Source organism: Anaerofustis stercorihominis DSM 17244 (assembly GCF_000154825.1).
In the GTDB taxonomy this organism is placed as follows: Bacteria; Bacillota; Clostridia; order Eubacteriales; family Anaerofustaceae; genus Anaerofustis; species Anaerofustis stercorihominis.
On sequence record NZ_DS560015.1, the window covers coordinates 298876 to 322089 of the forward strand.

At 35.4% G+C, this 23214-nt stretch carries 24 protein-coding genes, 1 pseudogene and 1 riboswitch; all 25 genes and pseudogenes read left to right on the forward strand.

Translation table 11 applies throughout. The annotated features are described in order from the left end of the window. Positions 1–32 precede the first annotated feature (32 nt). The 25 genes and pseudogenes from ANASTE_RS01395 (at position 33) to ANASTE_RS01510 (ending at position 22855) form a co-directional block, all read left to right on the forward strand. Positions 33–2567 (forward strand): midas domain-containing protein, encoded by a 2535-nt coding sequence (locus ANASTE_RS01395; RefSeq protein WP_007049084.1) that lies wholly within the window; start codon positions 33–35, stop codon positions 2565–2567. 112 nt (positions 2568–2679) lie between these two features. Further along, entirely contained in the window at positions 2680–3591 is a 912-nt protein-coding gene (locus tag ANASTE_RS01400) for a damage-control phosphatase ARMT1 family protein (protein WP_007049085.1), read from the forward strand. Continuing rightward, entirely contained in the window at positions 3584–4129 is a 546-nt protein-coding gene (gene hxlB, locus ANASTE_RS01405) for a 6-phospho-3-hexuloisomerase (RefSeq protein WP_007049086.1), read from the forward strand. The genes ANASTE_RS01400 and hxlB overlap by 8 nt, the downstream gene beginning before the upstream one ends. A 60-nt stretch (positions 4130–4189) precedes the next feature. Next, a complete protein-coding gene (locus ANASTE_RS01410; RefSeq protein WP_007049087.1) occupies positions 4190–4429 on the forward strand; it encodes a hypothetical protein in 240 nt (79 codons plus the stop codon). A gap of 78 nt (positions 4430–4507) precedes the next feature. Next, positions 4508–4711 (forward strand): annotated as a pseudogene (locus ANASTE_RS12380) (Ig-like domain-containing protein); the annotation flags it as partial. Between the two features lie 24 nt (positions 4712–4735). Further along, positions 4736–5119: a hypothetical protein gene (locus tag ANASTE_RS12165; protein ID WP_007049088.1), complete on the forward strand. Its 384-nt coding sequence runs from the start codon at positions 4736–4738 to the stop codon at positions 5117–5119. 25 nt (positions 5120–5144) lie between these two features. Then, entirely contained in the window at positions 5145–5801 is a 657-nt protein-coding gene (locus ANASTE_RS01420; protein ID WP_007049089.1) for an N-acetylmuramoyl-L-alanine amidase family protein, read from the forward strand. A 72-nt stretch (positions 5802–5873) separates the two neighbouring features. Then, positions 5874–6332 carry an NfeD family protein gene (locus tag ANASTE_RS01425; RefSeq protein WP_007049090.1) on the forward strand — a complete coding sequence of 153 codons (459 nt, stop codon included), beginning with the start codon at positions 5874–5876 and terminating at the stop codon, positions 6330–6332. Positions 6333–6335: 3 nt separating this feature from the next. Next, positions 6336–7271, forward strand: coding sequence for an SPFH domain-containing protein (locus ANASTE_RS01430; RefSeq protein WP_007049091.1), 936 nt, complete (start codon positions 6336–6338; stop codon positions 7269–7271). Positions 7272–7275: 4 nt separating this feature from the next. Further along, positions 7276–7698 (forward strand): type II 3-dehydroquinate dehydratase, encoded by a 423-nt coding sequence (locus ANASTE_RS01435; protein WP_007049092.1) that lies wholly within the window; start codon positions 7276–7278, stop codon positions 7696–7698. A gap of 711 nt (positions 7699–8409) precedes the next feature. Next, complete coding sequence (locus tag ANASTE_RS01440) at positions 8410–9753, forward strand: NCS2 family permease (protein WP_039944585.1); 1344 nt, start codon at positions 8410–8412, stop codon at positions 9751–9753. Positions 9754–9982: 229 nt separating this feature from the next. Next, complete coding sequence (locus ANASTE_RS01445; protein ID WP_007049094.1) at positions 9983–10795, forward strand: MerR family transcriptional regulator; 813 nt, start codon at positions 9983–9985, stop codon at positions 10793–10795. Positions 10796–10909: 114 nt separating this feature from the next. Further along, positions 10910–11092 (forward strand): hypothetical protein, encoded by a 183-nt coding sequence (locus tag ANASTE_RS01450; protein ID WP_007049095.1) that lies wholly within the window; start codon positions 10910–10912, stop codon positions 11090–11092. Between the two features lie 45 nt (positions 11093–11137). Continuing rightward, positions 11138–11818, forward strand: coding sequence for a GTP pyrophosphokinase (locus tag ANASTE_RS01455; RefSeq protein ID WP_242648088.1), 681 nt, complete (start codon positions 11138–11140; stop codon positions 11816–11818). Positions 11819–12512: 694 nt separating this feature from the next. After that, positions 12513–12612: riboswitch (TPP riboswitch) on the forward strand. 61 nt (positions 12613–12673) lie between these two features. Beyond that, on the forward strand, positions 12674–13861 hold the full coding sequence (gene cytX, locus ANASTE_RS01460) for a putative hydroxymethylpyrimidine transporter CytX (RefSeq protein WP_007049098.1): 1188 nt from the start codon (positions 12674–12676) through the stop codon (positions 13859–13861). Beyond that, on the forward strand, positions 13855–14679 hold the full coding sequence (gene thiM / locus ANASTE_RS01465; RefSeq protein ID WP_007049099.1) for a hydroxyethylthiazole kinase: 825 nt from the start codon (positions 13855–13857) through the stop codon (positions 14677–14679). The genes cytX and thiM overlap by 7 nt, the downstream gene beginning before the upstream one ends. Further along, positions 14666–15313 (forward strand): thiamine phosphate synthase, encoded by a 648-nt coding sequence (gene thiE, locus ANASTE_RS01470; RefSeq protein ID WP_007049100.1) that lies wholly within the window; start codon positions 14666–14668, stop codon positions 15311–15313. Before thiM ends, thiE begins: the two co-directional genes overlap by 14 nt. Position 15314: 1 nt before the next feature. Continuing rightward, the gene (gene thiD, locus ANASTE_RS01475) at positions 15315–16097 is read left to right on the forward strand and encodes a bifunctional hydroxymethylpyrimidine kinase/phosphomethylpyrimidine kinase (RefSeq protein ID WP_007049101.1); all 783 of its coding nucleotides are present in this window, start codon (positions 15315–15317) and stop codon (positions 16095–16097) included. 638 nt (positions 16098–16735) lie between these two features. After that, on the forward strand, positions 16736–17236 hold the full coding sequence (locus tag ANASTE_RS01480; protein ID WP_007049103.1) for a thioredoxin family protein: 501 nt from the start codon (positions 16736–16738) through the stop codon (positions 17234–17236). A gap of 1 nt (position 17237) precedes the next feature. Then, positions 17238–17930, forward strand: coding sequence for a cytochrome c biogenesis protein CcdA (locus ANASTE_RS01485; RefSeq protein WP_007049104.1), 693 nt, complete (start codon positions 17238–17240; stop codon positions 17928–17930). A gap of 34 nt (positions 17931–17964) precedes the next feature. Continuing rightward, positions 17965–19362 carry an MATE family efflux transporter gene (locus ANASTE_RS01490; RefSeq protein WP_007049105.1) on the forward strand — a complete coding sequence of 466 codons (1398 nt, stop codon included), beginning with the start codon at positions 17965–17967 and terminating at the stop codon, positions 19360–19362. An 86-nt stretch (positions 19363–19448) separates the two neighbouring features. Next, the gene (locus tag ANASTE_RS01495) at positions 19449–19925 is read left to right on the forward strand and encodes an LURP-one-related/scramblase family protein (RefSeq protein ID WP_007049106.1); all 477 of its coding nucleotides are present in this window, start codon (positions 19449–19451) and stop codon (positions 19923–19925) included. 14 nt (positions 19926–19939) lie between these two features. After that, a complete protein-coding gene (locus tag ANASTE_RS01500; RefSeq protein WP_007049107.1) occupies positions 19940–21748 on the forward strand; it encodes a glycerophosphodiester phosphodiesterase family protein in 1809 nt (602 codons plus the stop codon). A gap of 61 nt (positions 21749–21809) precedes the next feature. Then, positions 21810–22166 (forward strand): CidA/LrgA family protein, encoded by a 357-nt coding sequence (locus ANASTE_RS01505; RefSeq protein ID WP_007049108.1) that lies wholly within the window; start codon positions 21810–21812, stop codon positions 22164–22166. After that, positions 22166–22855 (forward strand): LrgB family protein, encoded by a 690-nt coding sequence (locus ANASTE_RS01510; RefSeq protein WP_007049109.1) that lies wholly within the window; start codon positions 22166–22168, stop codon positions 22853–22855. The genes ANASTE_RS01505 and ANASTE_RS01510 overlap by 1 nt, the downstream gene beginning before the upstream one ends. Positions 22856–23214 lie beyond the last annotated feature (359 nt).

Consider the following 23214-nt stretch of genomic DNA (forward strand, 5'->3'; position numbering starts at 1 on the left):
ATAAAAATGAATGAATTTAAGGTAGGAATTATATGAAAAAGAAAAGAATTTTAGCTTTTATAATGATATTTTTAATAGCCTTGACTACCCTTAGTACTACGGTTTTTGGGTTTAATTCTTATGAAGAATATTTTAACGGAAAATATTCATATAGTCTAAAAATTCCTAAAGATAAAAAGAACGTAATAATGGAGACCAATCAGTCTTCGGTTTTGATACCATACAGCGAACAGATAAGACTTGAAATAAATGTTGAAGATGTATCTACGCTTCTTACAAATAAAGAGCAGGAGAATTATAACGAGAGAGATCTTGAAAAATTAACTCTTAAAAGCGACGTCTTTGAAAATACATATGCGTCCGAAGCTTACATGCAGAAGAATGCGGTAAAACTCATAAAAAAATTCGCACCTTCTCCGACGCTGACAAGCATAGAAAGCTTCAAAATGGACAGAAGGAATTCTTTTAAGATATTTTATAATACAAAGATAACAGGTGCGGATAATAAAGCTGCTACGGGTCATGGGTTAATATTATTTACAATAGACGGGGGCAGAGTATACTACTTTGTATTTACCGATAACTCTTTAAAACAAGCCAATATCACGGATTATGATTTTATAGATAAGGCGATTTCGACTGTTAACCTAGAAGATTTTGATTATACTCCGTTTATTCTAATAGGTATCCTATGTATACTTTTGTATGTCCTTTTGATGAGCTTATATTTAAAAGCGGAAAGAAGAGCGGAAGAACGCAGGGAAAGAAAGAGAAGGGAAAAAGAACTCAAGAGAAGAAGAGCTTTAGGTATAGAGCCTATCAGTCAGGATGAAGACTACGAATATTATGATGAAATAGTCCTAGAGGAAGCGGACGAAAGCGACGAAGTCGACGGGGAAAGTGTATTTACCGTTGAACAGATAATGAAGCTATACCCTAGTCTTAAAGATATAAAAATAAAACCTCGCAGTGACGGTAAAGACCAAATAGAAACTCCGGAAACGGAAAATAAAAATATAATAGACTATAAAGAAATAGAGGAAGACCTTGATAAGAAAATCAAGGCTGATGAAGACAGAAAATCAAAAGAAAATGAAGTAAAAGAAGAAAAAGACACTGCGGAAGAAATCGAAGAAAAAGAAAACAATTTTGAAGAAAGTAAATCCGCAGAAGTTGGTGACGGGCTTGCGGCGATGACTCCGGTAAGTAAGAGCGAAGGCTTCTACGAATTAAGAGAAGAAGATGATAAACTGAAAGAAGAAATCGGATTTGAACTTGCGGGAAGACGGGAAAAAGGCGATAAGCTATCCGTAAAAAATGATAATATTTATGATGATGACGGCGAGGGTTTTGTATTCGAAGATATAAGCGAAGAAGATATCGGTAACAAAAATGATAATCTTGATTTGAGTTTCAGAGAAGAGTATCAAAGTCCCGAAGACTTAATAAATACGGCTGACTTCGGTAAAGAGATCGATGACGACAGTGTGTCAGACCTTGATTACAGCTTTGAAGATGAAGCAGATGGGGATATCCCTATGGATGAAGTGAATATCGACCAAGCTGATATAGTCGATAATTCAGAAATCGGTGATGAGTTGTTTGAAGATATATTAAACGATACCGAACTCGACACCATGAACAACGAATATATGACCGATGAAACTGAAAATAAGGTTAATATCGTTGAAGATGAAGTCGAAACGGCTAAAGCCGAAGGTACAGCAGAGAATAGTTTGGTAAATACAGATAACACAGATGAAGATATTAATAGTTCCGATGATGTTTTAGAAGAAGACTCCAAGGATAAATTATCGGGAAATGATGACGCTGATTTAAATAAATCCGATAATGATATAGATGATGTGTCTGTATCAGATGAGAGTGATGCGGATGAAGTCGTTTCCGATGAAGTGGTTGATGAAAGCATATCAAAGGATGAAGAAATAAACAGTGAAACATTTAATGATACTGAAGATGATAAAGCAGAAGTATTTGAAAATACTGATACTGTTAAATCCGAGGAAGAAGCTTCAGATAATAAATATTCGGAAGAAGATGTAAATACCGATAATGAAGAGATTTCAGAAGACATTAATAATGCGGAAGAAACTTCTGATGAGGACGGTTTTGAAGGTATTTACGACGAAGTCTTAAAAAGTGAAGAAACATTAAATAATGAAGACTTGACTGATAATGAAGACAACAGCATTGAAGATGAATTGTCACAAGAAACGGAAGAGACTTTAAGCGAAGAGGACATCGATAGTATAATCAGCGAAATAGACGAAGAGAGTGATAGCAAAAAGACTGATACTGTCCTTGACAATATTGAGAGCGGGATTGAAACACAAAGTTCGGAAGGTACTTATACGGAGAATGATTTAGAAGATAAAGAAGTATCTGTCGATAAAACGGAAGAAGAAAACCGTGAGCAGGAAACAAAAGGCGATATGACTCAAGACTTCAAAGATAATGAAATAGATGAAGTCCTTATATCCAATGATAAAAAAGAAGTAACGGATGAGTTTTCTCAGATGGTTGATTTCTTGGATAGCGAAGAGTAATAAAAAGAGTGAGGGAGATATTTTCCCTTGCTCTTTTTGCGATTTACCACTAGGATTTTATTTTGTTTTGTAGTAAAATATAATAAGAATAATTATTATAACGGAGGAAATTATGCCTGCTAGTGAAGCGTGTCTTGAATGTAACAGAAAAAGATATACCAAGTTTGCAAATGACAATATCGATAAAGATAAAATAGCGAACTTTTTAGAAGAAGTGGAAGAAGCGATAGTCAAAGCTCCTTATCAGGAACTTGAATCTACCTGGGAAAGGATTGCGAGAAAGTATGTAAAAAGCGATGATATACATAAGAAAGAAAAAGAAATGTATCAGCAGTGCATACTGTCTATGAAAGACGATATCGAAAAAATGCTTGATGAAAGCGACGATATAATAAACGATGCCATTAAGTTTGCGATAGCCGGGAATGTAATAGACTTTGCTACAAGACCGGACCTTACTTTGGAGGAACTTAAAGAAGTCATAAACGGAGTAAAGAATATCAAATTCGACGAAGAATTATATTCGAAATTTATAGAAGAACTAGAAAACGCAAAAGAAGTCGTTATACTTCTGGATAATGTGGGAGAAGTTGTTTTGGATTCTCTCTTATGTAAAAAGCTTAAGACGGTTTATCCCGATAAGCATATAACGGTTGTGCCCGCATCTTATCCCATTTCAAGCGATACAACAGCTAAAGAAGCTTATGAAAGCGGTATAGCCGATTATGCGGATATAGTACCAAACGGTAATGATATAGTAGGTACATATCTGCCAAAATGCTCAAAAGAATGTATTGACGTTTTGGATAGAGCTGATATAATAATCTCTAAAGGCATGGCGAATTTCGAAGTCATGTCGGGAAGTAAATATAATGTATATTACTTCTTCTTATGCAAATGTAAATTTTACTGTGAAGCGCTGGACGCTGAAATGATGCAGGAAATGTTTATAAGTGATAAATATTCCAACGTAGGAAAAAGAATGGAAAAAACATGGAAGGAATTAGGAAGAACAGATGAATAAAAGAAGAGAAGTAGCAAATGAATTAGTAGAATTAATGGATAAAGTAAGCGATGAACAAATAGAAAAATTCGAAGAAGTTTTGGAAGGTGCCAACAGGATCTTTACATCTGGAATGGGCAGAAGCGGATTTATGATGAGAGGTTTCGCAATGAGACTTATGCATATGGGATATAAGACATATGTGGTAGGAGAAACTACTACTCCGGCAATCCTTGAAGGTGATTTGCTTGTACTCGGTTCAGGTTCCGGTAAGACTTCAGGACTTGTGGCAATGGCTAAAAAAGCCAAAGAAATGGGAGCAAAAATCGCTTTGATATCTTCTAACGATAAAGACGGGATAGCGGAACTTGCAGACGTTGTAATTACGGTAGGGGCACAGACAAAAGATAAGTCCGACAGCGGAAGTTCAATACAGCCTATGGGTACATTATTTGAACAGGGGTTACTTCTTGTATGTGATTCCGTAATACTCGATATCATGGAAGACCTTGATACCGACGGAGCCGAAATGTACAAAAACCATGCAAATTTAGAATAATTTTAATATTGACACCGCTGACAATATACAGCGGTGTATTTTTTTATAAAGAGGGAAGTTATGAAAAAGTATTTAAAAAGTTTTGTTGTATTTTGTTTGGTGTTTAGTTTCATTTTTACAAATTTTTACGGAAGTTTGAATGTCATAAATGCGGATAATATAAAGGAAGAATACTCCGATATTACGAAAGAATTAAGTGAAAACGATAATGATACCAAAGAAAAAGATGATAAAAATAAACAAACAAATGATAAAACAGTTAATGACGAAATAGGTAAAGATAAATCTGACGAAAAATAAGAAAATGATAAAGAAGCAAAAAAAGAAAAAAGAAGTAAGAAAACCAAGGATATAAAAGAAGAAACGGAAGCCGAAGCTATCTCTCTCGATTTTAAAAATAAAAAGATATCAAAGGGTCAGTCTTATACTTTAAATGTCAGGTTCTTACCTGACGGATCAGAAAAAAGCGAGCTTATATTTAAGAGCGAGAACACAAAGGTCGTAAGCGTAAGTTCAAAGGGTGTCATAAAAGGGTTAAATTACGGGCAGACTGTTATTGATATAAAAACCAAGGACGAAAAGCTAAGTACAAAAGTAACGATTCAAGTGGTTCCGAAGTATCCTACGGTAAAACTGAAAAATTACTTAAGCAAATCCATAAAGATATCGTGGAATAAAATAAGCGATGTACACGGATATAAAATTTATTTTAAGACGAGCAAAAGCGGAGAATATAATTATCTCACATCGGTGAGTAAGACGGGAAATTCTTTTGTTCACAGAAAACTTACCGGTAATAAAGTTTATTATTATAAAGTAGTTTCATATGTAAAAGTAAAAGATAAGAATATATATAGTACATATAGCGAGAAATCTTTAAAAGCGGTATCAAAGTCTTATGTAACCGTCATGCTGGATTCGGGACACAGAGGAAAATATGGAAGAGACTATGGAGCAAAGGGGATAGATAAAAAAAACATGGGAAGTTAGTCTTAACGATAAGTTTGTTTCGGCTTTGGCGAAGAAGCTTAAAAAAGAAGGGTATAATGTCATATATACAAGAAAACCATATAAAAAATTATCATTTAAAAATTTAAGGGAGCTTTCAAAATACGCCAATAAAAAAAATCCGGACTTATTCGTCAGTATTCATCATAATTCGAGTACATCAAAGAAAGCAAAGGGATATGCAGTGTATTATTCCACATATAAAAAGTACCTTGATAATAAAGGATTATACGTAAAAATCTATTCAAAGAAATATGGAAGCGGCAGGAAGTATTATAAAGTAAGCAAAATAAAATACTCAAAATCGGGAAGTCCTACAATATATTTTAAGTTTGGTAAGAAGACAAAGAAAATCAGTCCGTCAACGGGACTTAGATATAACATTATAGATAAATCTCCCTGTGCAAGTGCCGTTAACACGAAAAAAGCCGCATCTTATGTAAGTAAAGAGATAAAAACATCTAAGATACTCCGACCTTTCGAAGGCGGTTTGGTTGAAAATGATTTTATAGTTACTTCGGAAACAAACGCTCCTTCTTTTATGCTTGAAGCGGGATTTGTATCCAATAAATCGGAACTTAATAAACTTAAGAATTCCAAATTCAGAGATAAATATACTACTTGTCTTGTTAAAGGAATAAACAAATATTTTGGGGTAAAATAATATTAAATTTTCATTAGAAATATAATGTAAATTTTTTATGTATGATATAATACATAAAAGGAGAAAAGCAAAATGAATTTTACAAGTGAAAACATGATACTTATTTGGCTGATACTTCTGGTTTTATTTGTTGTAATAGAAGTTTTGACCACTCAGCTTGTATCCATTTGGTTTGCCGGAGGCTCTTTGATATCTCTTATACTAAGCTTTTTGGATGTTAATATCGTGATACAGGTAATAGTATTTTTTATAACATCCATAATATTCTTATGTATAACTTATCCGCTGTATCACAAATATGTTAAAAGTGAAATCGTACCTTTGAATGCGGATAGTTTGATAGGGATGTATGCGGTAGTTATAAAGGAGATAAATAATAAGGAAGCTGTAGGGCAGGTTAAAGTCAAGGGACAGGTATGGTCGGCTCTTAATGAAATCGACGAAATAATTCCCGAAGGCGAAGAAGTAAAGATCATAAAAATCGAAGGCGTACATGTCATCGTACAAAAAAAAGAAAAAGAAAGAGGTTAGAAAATGTTCGCAATTTTATTATTCATTATTCTTATAGTATTTATTATGGCAGTGCTTGTATTAAACGTTAAAATCGTTGCACAGTCATATGCTTACGTAATAGAAAGGCTCGGTTCCTACAGGACAACATGGGAAACGGGACTTCACATCAAGATACCTTTCATTGAAGTCGTTGCAAAGAAAGTATCTTTAAAAGAGCAGGTTATCGACTTCCCGCCTCAGCCGGTTATAACGAAAGATAACGTAACTATGCAGATTGATACTGTAGTGTATTTTCAAATAACAGACCCTAAACTTTATACTTACGGGGTTGAAAGACCAATACAGGCTATCGAAGTACTTACTGCAACTACACTTAGAAATATCATAGGGGATATGGAGCTTGATGAAACTTTGACAAGCAGGGATGTAGTAAATACAAAGCTTAGAGTTATTCTTGATGAAGCTACAGACCCATGGGGAATAAAAGTAAACAGAGTAGAACTTAAGAATATCCTTCCTCCTAGAGAAATCCAGGATGCAATGGAAAAACAGATGAAGGCTGAAAGAGAAAGAAGAGAAAGTATCCTTAGAGCCGAAGGTGAAAAGAAGAGTGCCATACTCATCGCCGAAGGTGAAAAGGAAGCGGCTATCCTTAGAGCCGAAGCATCAAAACAAAGTAAGATAAAAGAAGCCGAAGGTAATGCTGAAGCTGTAATCAAAATGCAGGAAGCCAATGCCGAAGGTATCAGGATGATAAACGAAGCAAAGGCGGGACAGGAATATATCGCACTTAAATCTCTTGAAACATTCTCTGAAGTTTCAAAGGGTAAATCTACAAAAATTATCATTCCTTCCGAAATCCAAAATATGGCAGGTTTGTTATCTTCTTTAAAAGAAACCGTAATAGACGGCGATATCGAAGAAAACGAAGCAAAAGAAGCTAAGAAGGAACAATAATAAAATGTCAAAAAAAGTTCTTGTTATAAACGGACCGAATATCAATATGCTGGGCAGAAGAGAAAAGGATCTTTACGGAAAAGAAGATTATGCCTATCTGTGTGATATTATCAACAAAAAAGCAAATGAACTTGATTATGAAGTGGAGATGTATCAGTCCAACAGTGAGGGAAGTATCATAACGAAGATACAGCAGTCTCTCGATGAAGCGGATGATATAATCATCAATCCCGCGGCTTATACGCATACTTCTGTTGGTATCCTTGATGCACTGAAAATGTTCAAAGGAAAAATCATTGAAGTTCATATAAGTGATATAAGCGAGAGGGAAGAGTTTAGGAAACATTCTTATGTGTCTTATGTCGCTACAAAGAGGATCATCGGAAAAGGGCTTGAAGGTTATCTTTTGGCTTTGGAAGAATTATAAAATTGGGGGAATACCCATTAAATTAAAAAAAGTCCCAGTAAAATTACTGGGACTTTTTTTGTGCAAGACGAAGTCTTGCCACTTTTTTGCAGGACTTTGTCCTGCTAGCTACATCAAGGGCTTTGCCCTTAAACCCTTATAAGGGGCGCTGTCCCTAAAACCCCGGCACTTTTTAAAAGATTAAAAAGTGCCAAAAAATCTCCGCTCAAGCCGCGGTGGCTTATAGCGACTGGATTTCCTCAGAAAATCTACCCGATTTTCTGGGAACAGTCGCTAACCCCACCCCCTTTACATTGAAAGTTTTATATTTTATTAAAGGTTATAACTCTTTTAGGTAATATGCGGGTGAGTTACATCAGTAAGTTTAATATTCTTTTTGCTGAAGGCTTTAGCACCACGCAGTGGAAGAATTTGACTGTTTACCCATTAATAAATGGGCTGGATTTTATTAAAATCCAGATGTGCCTTGGCATATTAAACAACACGAGCGGATTTGCGTCAGCAAGATTTGAGAGTTTCCATAAGTTTATTTTTTCTTTGGAAAAAACTTCGTCGGGTTTTTAAGGGGTGCAAGGGGCAGTGCCCCTATGTAGTTTATTTATAAAAGAAAATGCAGTATTTTGTAATTTATGTGAAAAAATTGTATTGTCGTGATGACATAAAAATGATATAATGAAGTCTGATTTATTATTATTTATAGGGAGGAACAGAATGTTCGAAAAACTTTTTAAATTGAAAAGCAAAGGCAGCAATGTTAAGACTGAAATCATTGCCGGTGTTACTACATTCCTTACAATGGCTTACATTTTAGGTGTAAATCCGGGAATGCTTGCATCAACCGGAATGAATTTCCAATCGGTTTTCTTGGCAACTGCCATTGCATCGGGTGTTGCAAGTATAATCATGGGACTTCTTGCGAATTATCCGGTTGGTTTAGCTCCTGGTATGGGAGTTAACGCATTCTTTACTTATACTGTTTGCATGACTTTCAAATACACTTGGCAGGAAGCTTTGGCGGCAGTATTGATTTCAGGGGTTATTTTCCTTATTATTTCCGTAACCGGAGTAAGAAAGGCAATAATCAATTCAATTCCAAAAAACATGAAACTTGCTATCGGAGCGGGTATCGGTTTCTTTATCGCATTTATCGGTCTTAAAAATGCGGGTATCGTAGTTGCTGACCCATCTACATATGTAGCTATGGGGAATCTCACAAACCCTACGGTTATCCTTGCATGCTTTGGACTTATAGTGACAGTTGCACTTCTATGTAAAAAAGTAAATGCGGCAGTATTCTACGGAATGATAATCACTGCTGTTGTAGGTGTTGTTGCCGGAATGTTTGGTGTGAGCGGAATGCCTGCACTTCCAACGGGTATCGTATCATTTGATTTTTCTATGCCTACATTCGGTGCTTGTTTTGAAGGTATATCTTCATTATTCTCAAAACCATCATTTATCATGGTAATCTTTACATTCCTATTTATCGACTTTTTCGATACAGCGGGAACTTTGGTTGCTGTAGGTAACAAAATTGGTTTGGTTAATGATAACGGAGAAATGGAAAATATTGAAAAAGCACTTGTTGCCGATTCAGTAGGTACATGTGTCGGTGCCGTATGCGGTACATCAACCGTTACATCATTCGTTGAATCAGGTTCAGGTGTTGCTGCGGGCGGAAGGACAGGTCTTACTGCTTGTACTACAGGGGTATTATTCTTCTTATCTATTTTATTTATGCCGCTTCTTACAGTAGTTAACTCTATCCAAGTAGGAGAATTATTCTTATCACCTGTTACAAGTGCACCTCTAATCATTGTTGGTGTTTTAATGGCTCAGCAGCTTAAGGAAATAGAATGGGATGATATTTCCGTTGCGGTTGCTGCATTCACTACGGTTATTACAATGGTACTTACTTACTCTATCTCAAACGGTATCGCAGTAGGTTTTGTATTCTATGTAGTTTCTAAAGTATTCAGCGGAAAAGCAAAAGAAATCAATCCTATAACATGGGTATTACTGGTTATATTCCTGATATATCTTATACTTTTATAAAAGTATAAATAAAAATAAAACCTCTCTATATCGATAGGGAGGTTTTTTATTTAATATAACATTTATAGTATTTTGTCCTGCTGCTTATCATAGAATGAAAACTAGGATAACTTATAAGTAATAGAGTCTTACTTAATTATTTATTTCCTCAAAAAGAAAAATAAAGTATTGACTCTTACACTATGTCAGGATATAGAATGTATTTGAGCTCAAAAAACGGAGGTTTATCATGATAAAAATAGGACGTTTCTCAAAGTTGTCTTTAGTAAGTGTGAGAATGCTGAGACATTTTGATAAGCTTGATTTATTAAAACCCACATATGTGGACGAAGAAAGCGGATACAGGTATTATGACGAGAGTCAGCTTATAAAGGTAAGCAATATAATACTGCTTCAGAAAATGGGGTTTAGTTTAAGCGATATCAAGATAATTTTAGATAAAAACACTACTAAGGAAGAAATAAAAAATTATTTAATAAAGTATAAGAATGACAAGGAAGAAGAATTAAACAAGGTCAAAGAACAGCTTGCTTTAATCGATAAAAACATTCTTAGGCTTAGTAGGAGTGAAAATATTATGAAATACAATATCGAAAGAAAAATCATACCCGCATATAAAATAGCATATATAAGAGATATCATACCGACTTTCGCTGATGAAGGGATGTTATGGGGAAGACTGATGAAAGGTCTTTACAGTAACTATCCAAATGCGGTGGATCCTCAGTTCAATATGGCAATTTATCACGATAAAGAATACAAAGATACAAACGTAGACGTAGAAGTAGGCGTAAGCATAAAAGACAGTGTAAAGGAAGTAGGGGAAATAAAAGTAAAAGATATGCCGAAGATGAATGTATTAAGTATAATCTTTAATGGAAGCTATGAGCAAATAGGAGATATAAATATCGAGGCGGTGGAATATGCAAAGAAAAACGACTTGGAATTTATAGGACCTATGTTCTCCATATATCATAAAGGTCCGGAAGAAGTAAAGAGTGTGGAAGAACAAGTGACGGAGTGCTGTTATCCCGTTAAGTAAAGTTAAAACCGATGTACATTTGTACATTGGTTTTTTATTAAATTTTATTAAGAAAATATTAAATTTATGTAATTAAGTGTATTTATATGATAAAATATAAGACATGGTGAGACTATGAAAGATAAAGTATGTCCTAAATGTAATATTAAAAATGTTGAAGAAATGATGTACGGGATGATGTATTTTGAAGCCTGTGAAGCTTTCGGAGGAAAAGAAGAGTTTTACGGAGGCTGTTCTCCCGACGATAAAACAAGACCTGATTATATCTGCTTAAGCTGCGGATATGAATGGAAATAAAATAATATTTTAAACAACAGTAGAGGGTAATTTTGATATATGAATATGGAAAAAGATTTGAACAGAACGTTTGTCAGTACGGTAAACCTGCCCAGTGACGCAAAGAAATATTTCATGGAAGATAGCGAAGAATACAAGGAAGCTATGATGAAATACAGCTGTGCCATAAAGGAAGTAAAGACAAAACTTGAAGTTTTGAATGAAGAGCTTGCCGTAAAAAGAGCGAACAGTCCGATTGAGTTTATAAAGTCAAGGCTCAAAAAGCCGGAAAGCATTGCCGCAAAGCTTGAAAATCTGGGGCTTGAAGTAAGTGTTCAGTCAGCTATGGACAATTTAAACGATATTGCCGGAATAAGGATAGTTTGTTCTTTCCTTGACGATATATATGCTCTGGCAAAAATGATTGCAAAGCAGGACGATATAAATGTCATAGCCGTAAAGGATTATATCAAGACACCTAAGCCAAATGGATACAGAAGCTATCATATGATAGTGGAGATTCCTGTATTCTTTTCGGATAAAAAGCAGTTTCTGAGAGTCGAAATCCAAATAAGGACTATTGCCATGGACTTTTGGGCAACTTTGGAACATCAGTTAAAATATAAAAAAGACGTTGTAGACGCAGATACGATAATCAACGAACTCAAGGAGTGTGCTACTCTAATTTCCTATACCGATATGAAAATGCAGGAAATCAAAGATAAGATACATTCTACCGAAGAATAAATTTTAGTATCAAAATGTACGAAACACTTCAATAAGGGGTTCTTCCCCTTAAACCTTATGCAGGGCTCTGCCCTACAATCCGCCAATATTTTTCCAAAGATAAAAATATTGGATAAAAATCTTTCACTCAAACGCCGTGATGGCTTATAACGCGGTCGAATTTGACTATTCGCTGTTCGTCAGAACAGATAAATTTAATAAATGTTAAATTTATTCAAGCTTTAGCTTGATGAATTACACGAGCGGATTTGCTTTAGCAATATTTGCGAGTTTTTTTATTTAATCTCTATCCTAGATTTTTTAAACGATCGCTATCCCAACCTATTTTTATGAAAAATCTGCTATATAATAAATTACTTTTTTACCCTTATAAATAAAGTTTTTTTCTTAAACTTAAGATAAAACCTTTATTTATAAGAGGGGTAGGGTAGCGACTGTTTCGCAAAATGCGGGAAGCATTTTGCAGAAAATCCAGTCGCTATAAGCCTCCGCGGCTTGAGCGGAGATTTTTTTGGTACTTTTTAATCTTTTAAAAAGTGCTGGGGTGCGGGGTAAAACCCCGCAAAAGAGGTTTGGGAAACTTCCCGAGGTATTGGGACGAAGTCCTGATAAGATTATTTTAAGGGTAAAAGGGATGTGCCCTTTAGATATTGACATAATCCTACAATTATGCTAGCATAAAATTACAAATTTAATATATAAGCAGGGGAGCTTTTTGCTGAGAGGAAAAATTAATTTTCGACCCTTAACCTGATGTGGATAATGCCAACGTAGGAAGCATTTAATGATGATTATTAAACGGGAATCCGAATTGGTTTCTCGTTTTTTTTCTGCTTATATGGAAAGGAAAAGTTTATGGAAAATAAGAAGACAAGCGTATTTGACAATTCTCTTATTTGGTTCGGTGCGGGAGTTTCCATTGCGGAAATAATGACGGGGACTTTGATAGCACCCCTCGGATTTACAAAGGGACTCTTTGCAATACTGCTGGGACATTTGATAGGATGTGCACTTATGTATTTTGCGGGAATTATCGGGGGAAGAACCGAAAGGAGTGCTATGGAGACGGTAAAGATGTCTTTCGGAGAAAAGGGTTCACTTCTTTTTTCAACTCTTAATGTACTTCAGCTTGTGGGCTGGACAGCAGTAATGATTATCGGAGGAGCAAAAGCGGTAAGTATTATATCGAATTCATTCCTCGGTTCTCCTTTGGAGTCTCTTTGGTGCATAGTTATAGGCGCACTTATAATTTTATGGGTGGTTATAGGAATAACCAATCTGGGAAAAGTGAATACGGTTGCTATGGGCGGATTATTCCTGCTTACCATTGTATTGAGCACTGTTATATTTAAAGGTAATATAGTAAATCCTTCCGCAGGAGGACTAAGTTTCGGTTCTGCTGTGGAACTCAGCGTTGCAATGCCTCTTTCGTGGCTACCTTTGATATCCGACTATATAAAAGAAGCAAAAGAACCGGGTAAATCCGCATTCGCAAGTGTAGGTGTTTATTTTATATCAAGTTCTTGGATGTACGTTATTGGAATGGGAGCGGCTTTGTTTACAAAAAGCAGTGACATAGCGGTAATAATGCTTCAGGCGGGGCTTGGTATCTTAGGGGTAATCATAATAATACTCTCTACAGTGACTACTACATTCCTCGACGCATATTCCGCAGGAGTGAGCAGTGTAAGTATAAGTAAGAAACTGAGTGAAAAAAAGGTTGCAATAATAGTTTGTATAATAGGTACTCTACTTGCGATATTTACTCCCATAGAAGAGTTTGAGAATTTCCTTTATCTGATAGGCTCTGTCTTTGCTCCTATGATTGCGGTTCAAATAGCGGACTATTTCTTTTTAAAGAAAGATTACAGTGCACTAAGTGTAAATAAAACAAATATAATACTTTGGCTTATAGGATTTATAACCTACAGAGTATTCATGAGGATAGATACTCCTATCGGCAATACTCTTCCCGTAATGATAATAGTAATGATTTTATGTATTATAGTAAATAAAATGTTCGGAGGTAAAAAAGAATGTTAAAAGAAATGATGGAAAACGTAAGAAAGAAAACTCCTCTTATTCATAACATAACAAACTATGTTACGGTAAACGACTGTGCGAATATACTTCTTGCATGCGGCGGGTCTCCCATAATGGCGGACGATAGCAATGAAGCGGAAGAAATTACAACTATTTGCGGCGGACTGAATATAAATATCGGTACGCTCAATAAGAATACTATACCTTCAATGATACTTGCGGGAAAGAAAGCAAACGAACTTTCTCATCCTGTTATACTCGACCCCGTAGGAGCGGGAGCTTCGACTCTTAGGACTTCTACTGCAAATGATTTGCTTAAAGAAATCAATTTCAGCGTTATAAAAGGCAATATATCGGAAATAAAGACCCTTGCTGTGGGAAGCGGTACCACAAAAGGTGTTGACGCGGATATAGCGGATAAAGTGACAGATGAAAATATAGATGACGCAGTTAAGTTTGTAAAAGAATTCTCGGCTAAAACGGGAGCGGTAATCATCGTTACAGGAGAAACAGATATAATAGCCGACAGTAAAAAAGCTTATATAGTAAAAAACGGTCATGCAATGATGTCAAATATTACGGGAACCGGATGTATGCTTTCCGCAATGACTGCCGCTTACATAACAGCTAACAATGATAATATGCTTGAAGCCTGTCTTGCAAGCGTATGCTTAATGGGATATGCGGGAGAAATCGCTTATAAGAAGATGATTGAAACAGGAGCAGGTAATTCCACATTCAGAAATTATTTGATAGATACGATATTTAACTTAACAAGTGAAGAACTTGAAAGAGGAGCAAAGTATGAAAGTAAATAGTGAAGATATGCTTTTATATGCGGTTACCGACAGAGCTTGGACGGAAAGTGAGGATTTATATTCTCAAGTCAAAAAAGCCTTAAAAGGCGGTATCACATTTTTACAGCTGAGAGAAAAGGAACTTGATGAAGAAACATTTTTAAAGGAAGCGTTAAAGATAAAAGAACTTGCAAAGGAATACGACGTTCCATTTGTGATAAACGATAACGTGGATATAGCAGTTAAATCCGACGCAGACGGAGTACACGTGGGACAAAGCGATATGGAAGCGGGAGATGTAAGAAAGAAGATAGGTAAGGATAAAATACTGGGAGTCTCCGCTTCTAATTTAAAGGAAGCAAAGCTTGCGGAAGAAAAGGGAGCCGATTACCTCGGTGTAGGGGCTGTGTTCTCGACTTCAACAAAGCTGGACGCAGATGAAGTTTCTTTCGATACCTTAAAGGAGATATGCGATAACGTCAGTATCCCCGTAGTAGCAATAGGGGGTATAAGTAAGGATAATATTTTAAAGCTTAAAGGAACGAATGTAGATGGGGTTGCGGTCGTATCTGCTATATTTGCAAGCTCTGATATAGTAAATGATACCAAGGAACTTCTTAAACTTTCAAAGGAAATGGTAAAAGGAGATAAGTAATATGAAGAAAGTACTTACGATAGCTGGTTCTGATTCCAGCGGAGGCGCGGGTATCCAAGCTGATATAAAAACGATAACCGCTCACAAGATGTATGCAATGAGTGCCATAACCGCACTTACAGCACAGAATACAACCGGGGTTTACGGAGTCATGGACGCAGATGCGGACTTTGTTAAAAATCAAATCGACTGTATTTTTACGGATATAAGACCCGACGCAGTAAAAATAGGTATGGTTTCCAATATTGAGATAATAAAAGCCATTGCCGAAAAACTGATTGAATATAAGGCTGATAATATAGTAGTTGACCCCGTAATGGTAGCGACGAGCGGAAGCAGGCTTATCAGTGAAGACGCAATGGAAACTTTGATAAAAGAACTTCTTCCTCTCGGAAGCGTTATAACTCCAAATATCCCCGAAGCGGAAGTATTATCGGGAATTGATATAAAAAGCGAAGAAGACATGATAAAAGCGGCAGAAATAATATCTGAAAATATAGACGGAGCCATACTCATTAAAGGCGGTCACTATGATGATAACGCAAATGATCTGCTTTACGATAATGGTAATATCCACTGGTTCAAGGGTAAGAGGGTAGATACAAAGAACACTCACGGAACGGGATGTACTTTGTCTTCAGCAATTGCATGCAACTTAGCTGCGGGATATTCGAAAGAAGAAAGTATTAAAAACGCAAAGGAATATATAACCGGAGCGCTTAAAGACGGATTGGATCTCGGAAAAGGTTCGGGTCCGCTTAATCATATGTATAACCTTGGTTAAGGGCTTTGCCCTTTAACCGCTCTGTAGGGCTCTGCCCTACGACCCGCCAATTTTTACTTGTCTAAAAATTGGATTTAACGACCCCGCCGGGTGCGGTACCTTAGCCTTCGTGGAAGAGATATTAAACTTATTGTGGTTTATCATATTCCAATTACCTAAAAGAGTTATTTACTCTAAAATTAGAAAAAACTTTTAATGTAAAGGGTTGGGATAGCTTCTCTTCCAAGAAACGCGGGGCAGCGTTTCTTAGGAAATCGAGAAGCGTTAATAGCCACCACGGCTTGAGTGGAAGCATTTGACTGTTTACCCATTTGAAAAATGGGCTGGATTTTTAATCCAGATGTGCCTTGGCACATTAAACAACACGAGCAGATTTGCGTTAGCAATATTTGCGAGTTTCTTTAAGTTGTTTTTTGCTTCGGAAAAATATTCGCAGGGTTTAAGGGACGGAGTCCCTTATAAAGGATGTACTTACCCTTGTAAGTCAGTATTTAATATGATATAATACATTTGAAAATAATTTATATTTTCTTGGCTAATATTCAGTTACGAATAAAAATAAAACTCGTTAAACTATAACGAGTTTTATTTTTTTATGTTAGAATTATAAAATAAAATTATACATCGGAGGTAAAATAATGAATAAGAAAATACTTAGGATAGTAATTCCCGTTTTGATAGTTATATCGGTCATAGGGATTTATATAGTTAAAAATAATAATGATAATGCTTTGGGAAACAGCGGTTCGGATACAAGTTCGGCAACTTTTGATTTAAATGAACTAAAAAAAGAAAAGCTTCCCATAGTCCTTGATTTTTCCAGTGCTACGTGTCCTCCCTGCAGAGAGATGGAGCCCACTCTTCATAAATTAAAAGAAGAATACAAAGGTAAAGTTATCATAAAATCAATAAGCGTTGACGCAGATGTTAAGGGGATAGAAGATTTTCCCGTAAAGGTAACACCGACTTTATTCTTTTTTGATGAAAAAGGCAATCCTTATAAACCTAGTAAGGATATAGATATTCAAATGATAGAATATTCTTCAAAGGCGGATAACAAACATATCTATACTGCCAGAGAAGGACTGCTTACTGAAGATGAATTCCTTAAAATATTCAAGGATATGGGAATAAAATAGTATGATAAATAATATTTTAGAAAGTATTTCAAGTATTATTACATCAAATATATACCTCGCTCCCATAGTTGCATTCTTTGCGGGGATACTCGTTTCCTTTACTCCGTGTTCGCTTTCATCAATTCCTTTGATAGTCGGATATGTGGGCATGAACGGGAAAGAGGATACGAAGAAACTCTTTAAGCTCTCTGTGACCTTTGCGGTGGGTACAGCACTTACTTTTACCGTCCTCGGTACTCTTGCTTCAATGCTCGGGAAAGTAATGACACTCAGCGGACAGTGGTTTTATATAGTTCTTGGTGTAATAATGGTGCTTATGGCTCTTCAGACTTTTGAGCTTTTCAATTTTATCCCTTCCACTTATCTGGTTTCAAAGAATGAAAAGAGAGGATACGGCGGAGCACTTCTTTCGGGTATACTTGCGGGAGTATTTTCTTCTCCCTGTTCCACTCCCGTACTTGTCGTGATACTTGGGATAGTTGCGGGAAGCGGAAATATATTATGGGGAATATTGCTTCTTGTTTGTTATTCGATAGGCCACGGTATACTCACCGTTATGGTAGGAACCAGTTTGGGACTTGCAAATAAGATAACCAATAACGAAAAGTATGGAAAATTACAGCTTTTTATCAAAATATTCCTGGGTATATCAATGCTTTTGATTGCATTTTATATGTTTTATTTAGGTTTTTAAATAAATATGTTTTTTTCTTTAGGGGGCGTAACGGTTGGAAAACGAATTGGAAAATGAATTAGACAATAAGGATGATAATAATGAAGACAAACAATATATAAAGATGACGGAAACGAAGATATCAAAGCTCATCACTTCTCTTGCCGTACCTACCATAGTAAGTATGCTGGTAACTTCGGTGTACAATATGGCGGATACTTACTTCGTTTCAAAGCTTGGGACAAGTGCTTCGGGTGCCGTGGGGATAGTATTTTCTCTTATGGCGATAATCCAGGCGATAGGGTTCACTCTCGGAATGGGTTCGGGAAGCCTTATATCAAGACTTCTCGGTGCGAAGAGGGATGAAAAGGCAAACGAAGTCGGTTCAACGGGATTTTTCCTCGCTGTACTTGCGGGTATCTTATTAGCAGTCTTCGGTCTTATATTCATAGACCCTCTGATGAAAGTGCTCGGTTCAACTGATACTATTTTGCCATATGCAAAGGGTTATGCGGGATATATCTTATTCGGGGCACCTATAATGATGGCTTCTTTCGTAATGAATAATATTTTAAGAGCCGAAGGAAAAGCAGACCTCGCAATGATAGGAATAGGTACCGGAGGGATTTTAAATATTATTTTAGACCCCATATTTATATTTACTTTCGACCTTGGTATATCGGGAGCCGCTATTGCGACCATACTATCTCAGCTTATAAGCTTCTTTATTCTCCTTTCGCACTTTTTATCAAAGAGAAGCGAAGTAAAGCTTCATATAAGAAACTTTACCAGAGAGTTTGAAACCTGTTCAATGATAATAAAGACGGGACTTCCGTCTCTAGCGAGACAGGGGCTTGCCAGTATAGCTACGGTAATGCTGAACGTTGCGGCGGCAGGATACGGTGATGCGGCTGTTGCGGCAATGTCTATCGTCGGAAAGATATTCATGTTCATATTCTCTATTATGATAGGTTTCGGTCAGGGATATCAGCCTGTTCTCGGATTTAATTACGGAGCTAAGAGATATGACAGGGTAAAACAAGCATTCACTTTTACTTTGAAAACGGGTATGATAGTCATGACTGTCTTTGCCGTTTTTGCATTTATATTTGCTCCGCAGTTAATAAAAGCTTTTATAGCCGATGATATGAAAGTCATAAAAATAGGAACAGAGGCTTTTAGATTTCAGTGTGCGATAATACCTATCGTACCTCTTGGAGTAATCGCAAATATGACCTTTCAGTCTATCGGGAAATCTTTTACCGCGACTATACTTTCCTCTCTCAGACAGGGGATATTCTTTATTCCTTTGATACTGATACTTCCAAATATCTTCGGCGTTGTAGGGGTGGAGATGACGCAGACTGTTGCGGATTTATGTACATTCTTTGTGTGTCTGCCTTTTATGATCAATTTTGTCAAGGATATAGGAAGTAAAACCGTGGAAAATTAATATAAAATTAATGTAAAAAGACTATAAAACTTTTGTTAAATAGTCTTTTTTAGTATATAGTATATATATAATTATAGGAGGGAAAAATGAAAGAACTGATAATCAAAGAAAAAATAATGTCATTTTTGGATAGTTATGATGTTTACGATAAAAACGGAGATGTGATATATAGAATAAAAGGAAGTATTTCTTTGGGACACTGTTTTAAAGTATATAATAAACATGATGAAGAGGTAGCAATTTTAAAGGAAGAACTCTTAAAGCTCCTTCCGAGCTTTAAGATAATAGTAAATGATGAATGTATTGGTCATATCAAAAAGGAACTTACCTTTTTAAGACCGAAATTCAATATAGAATTTAAAGGCTGGAAAGTCAAAGGAAATATTTGGGAATGGGATTACAGCATTTATGATGAAAGAAATACCATAGCCGAGATTTCAAAGAAGATAATAAGTTTTACGGATACATATACAATCAAAGTTTTTAACGACGAAGACGAGCTTAATGTGCTGTTTATCGTAGCGGCAATAGATGCAATAAAATGTTCTCAGTCGGGAAATTAAGGTAAAGAGACAATATGAAGAAGTTCTTTAAAGGCTTTAAGGATATATTAAAACGGTGTTTTAAATTAATTAAATATAATATTGCCGATTTGATTTTATTTGAGATAATATATAAGTCTTTTATCCTTTTTGCGGTACTTTTCTGTGAAGATTTATTTAAGTACGCTGTAAAGATATCGGGGATAACTCATTTGACTCCCGACAATGTGATTTTGATGATTAAAAATCCGTTGTCGGCAGTTATATGTATTATTCTTGTATTTATATTTGTATATTTAACTTTACTGGAGATATTTGGGATAATCATTTATTTTGAGAGTGCCAAAAATAGGATAAAACTAAGTTTCATAAGGATTTTTACAGAAGCCTTTAAAAGGTCGTTTATGATATTTAAGCCCAGGAATATGTTTATAGCCTTTATGGTACTTCTGTTTCCTTTAAACAATATTTATCTTACTTCCGGGTATTTGAATTCGGTTCGTATTCCGGAATTCATACTGGACTTTATAAAAGAAAATGTAATTCTCAGCATAGTATATATTATTATTCTTATTCTTATTTATATAGTACTCTTCAAATATATATTCTCTATATTTGAAATAGTGATAAATAAGACGGATTTTAAAAGTGCCTGCAAAAAAAGCAGTAAGATATTAAAGGGTAAGTTTATAAAAAGCGTATCTTATTTTATCATGTTTATGATATTTCAATTATTACTGACACTCTTTATTGTTATAATAGCTTATTTATTCATCATATTAAAAATAAAATTATTCTATACGGGTACGGATATAGAAAACTATTATTGGCTTTGCGTGACTTCATTTAATAATTTTTTCAGCGTCTTATTATCCATATTTATATTGATATTCAATATTGCCTTTTTGTCGGTATTATACTACGGGTATGATGTCATGGAAGATGATAATTATATACTAAAAAATAAGAGAAGATTTGACTGTAAGAGTACTTTAAAAACTGTAGTTAAATATATAGTTATAATAATGATACTTTTAGTGTATTCCGATACTTTTTATTTAAACGGGAATATAAATAACGTTCAAATCGTAGCTCACAGAGCGGGAAGTTCTTTCGGACCTGAGAATACGGTGTCAGCCCTTAAAGAAGCTATTAAAGCAGAGGCGGACTGTGCCGAGATAGATGTTCAGCAGACCAAGGATAAAAATCTTATAGTTATGCACGATACCGATTTTAAAAGGATTTCGGGTGTGGACAAAAAAGTTTGGGAAGTAAATTTAAAGGAAGTCAAGACTTATGACGCGGGAAGTTACTTTTCTTCTGATTTAAGTAATGAAAAATACCCGACACTGGAAGAAATGCTGAAAGCCGCAAAAGGAAAGATCGACTTGATGATAGAACTTAAAAGCACGGGGCATGAAAAAGATCTTGAAAAGAAGACGATTGAGCTTATCAAGAAATATAAAATGGAAAATCAGTGTATATTATCATCCATGAATTATAACATACTTAAAAAATCCAAAGAAATAGATAAGGATATAAGGACATGTTATATAACCACACTTTTTTACGGAGATGTAAGGGAACTTAAATATGCGGATGAACTGTCCGTGGAAGCTACTTTTATAAATAATATAATCGTTTCCGACGCACATTTCAATAAAAAGAAAATATACGCGTGGACGGTAAATAGAGAAGAAAATATAAGAAATTTATTAAAGACCGGGCTTGACGGTATAGTGACGGACAACCCTTACTTTACAAAATATGTAATTGAAAACAGGAATAAAGATATGCTTGCCCAGGATATATATGATAATTTTTACGGAGACAATAATATATAGATTTAATTAATTTTATTTATATATTAAAAAAAATTTAAAAACAAACAATACAGGACAAAATATGAAATATTTATATCAATTTTTAATAATAGCATTAATAACGTTTATAAGCGAACTATTAAATTATATGATTCCGCTGACAATTCCCGCAAGTATTTACGGACTTGTTATAATGCTCGTTTTACTTAAAAGCGGGGTACTGAAACTTAAATATATTAAAGATGTAGGGGGCTTTTTGCTGGATACCATGCCTATCATGTTTGTACCTATAGGAGTCGAAATAATAACAATATATTCTGCTATGACCGATTTCATTTTCCCTGCGACAGTAATAACAATAGTGACTACTATAATCGTAATGGTCGTTACCGGTCTGGTATCGCAGAAAATCATAAGAAGAGATAAGGAGGATATTTAATGGTATTTCTGACAAATTCTCTTTATTTCGGAATACTCATAACTATTCTCGGATATTTTATAGGGGATTATTTAAGGAAAAAGCTTAACTTAAGCATATTAAATCCCATACTTATAGGGATCATCTTCGTGGGAGTAATAATAACATTATGTAAAGTTGAATATAAGACATACTATGAAGGGGCAAAGTATATAAGCTTTTTACTGACTCCCGCTACCATATGTCTTGCGATACCGCTCTATGAAGAGTTTGAGATATTAAAACATAATCTAAAAGCGGTAATACTAGGAATAACCGCAGGGGTACTATCCAGTCTGGGAAGCATTCTTGCCTTTTCATATATGTTTATGCTGACACATGAACAGTATATAACGCTTCTTCCCAAATCCATAACCACAGCAATAGGTATGTCATTAAGCAGTGAATTGGGGGGTATACCGTCTTTAACGGTTGCGATAATAATCATTACCGGGATATTCGGAAATCTTATAGGGGAATATGTATGTAAGATGTTCAAAATCACGGAGCCTGTTTCTGTTGGACTTGCTTTCGGAACTGCTTCTCATGCAGTCGGGACTGCAAAAGCATTGGAACTTGGAGAAGTAGAGGGAGCAATGAGCGGACTTTCCGTCGCCGTTTCGGGGATTATAACCGTAGTGCTTGCAAATGTATTTGCTGTATTATTATAAGGGCTGTCAGCCTTTTACAACTCGATCATGTTTTTCTTGTCCAGTTCGCAAATCTTGCTAAAGCAAATTTACTGCACAGCATAACTTCGAAATCATGTTATTAAATGTGTTTCACACATCTAAAATTTACTAATAGTTACAATATGGACAAAAGAACCTCGTTAGGCACGGTGCTTAAGCCTTTGTGGAAGAGTTATTAAACTTATTTAACGCTTTCATCCGCAAATCATCTAAACAATTTATTAGCTTTAATTAAAGATAAAATTTTTATTTGTCGGGATGGGAAAGCGACTGTTTCACAAAATGCGGGCAGCATTTTGCAGAAAATCCAGTCGCTTTAAGCCTCCGCGGCTCGAGCG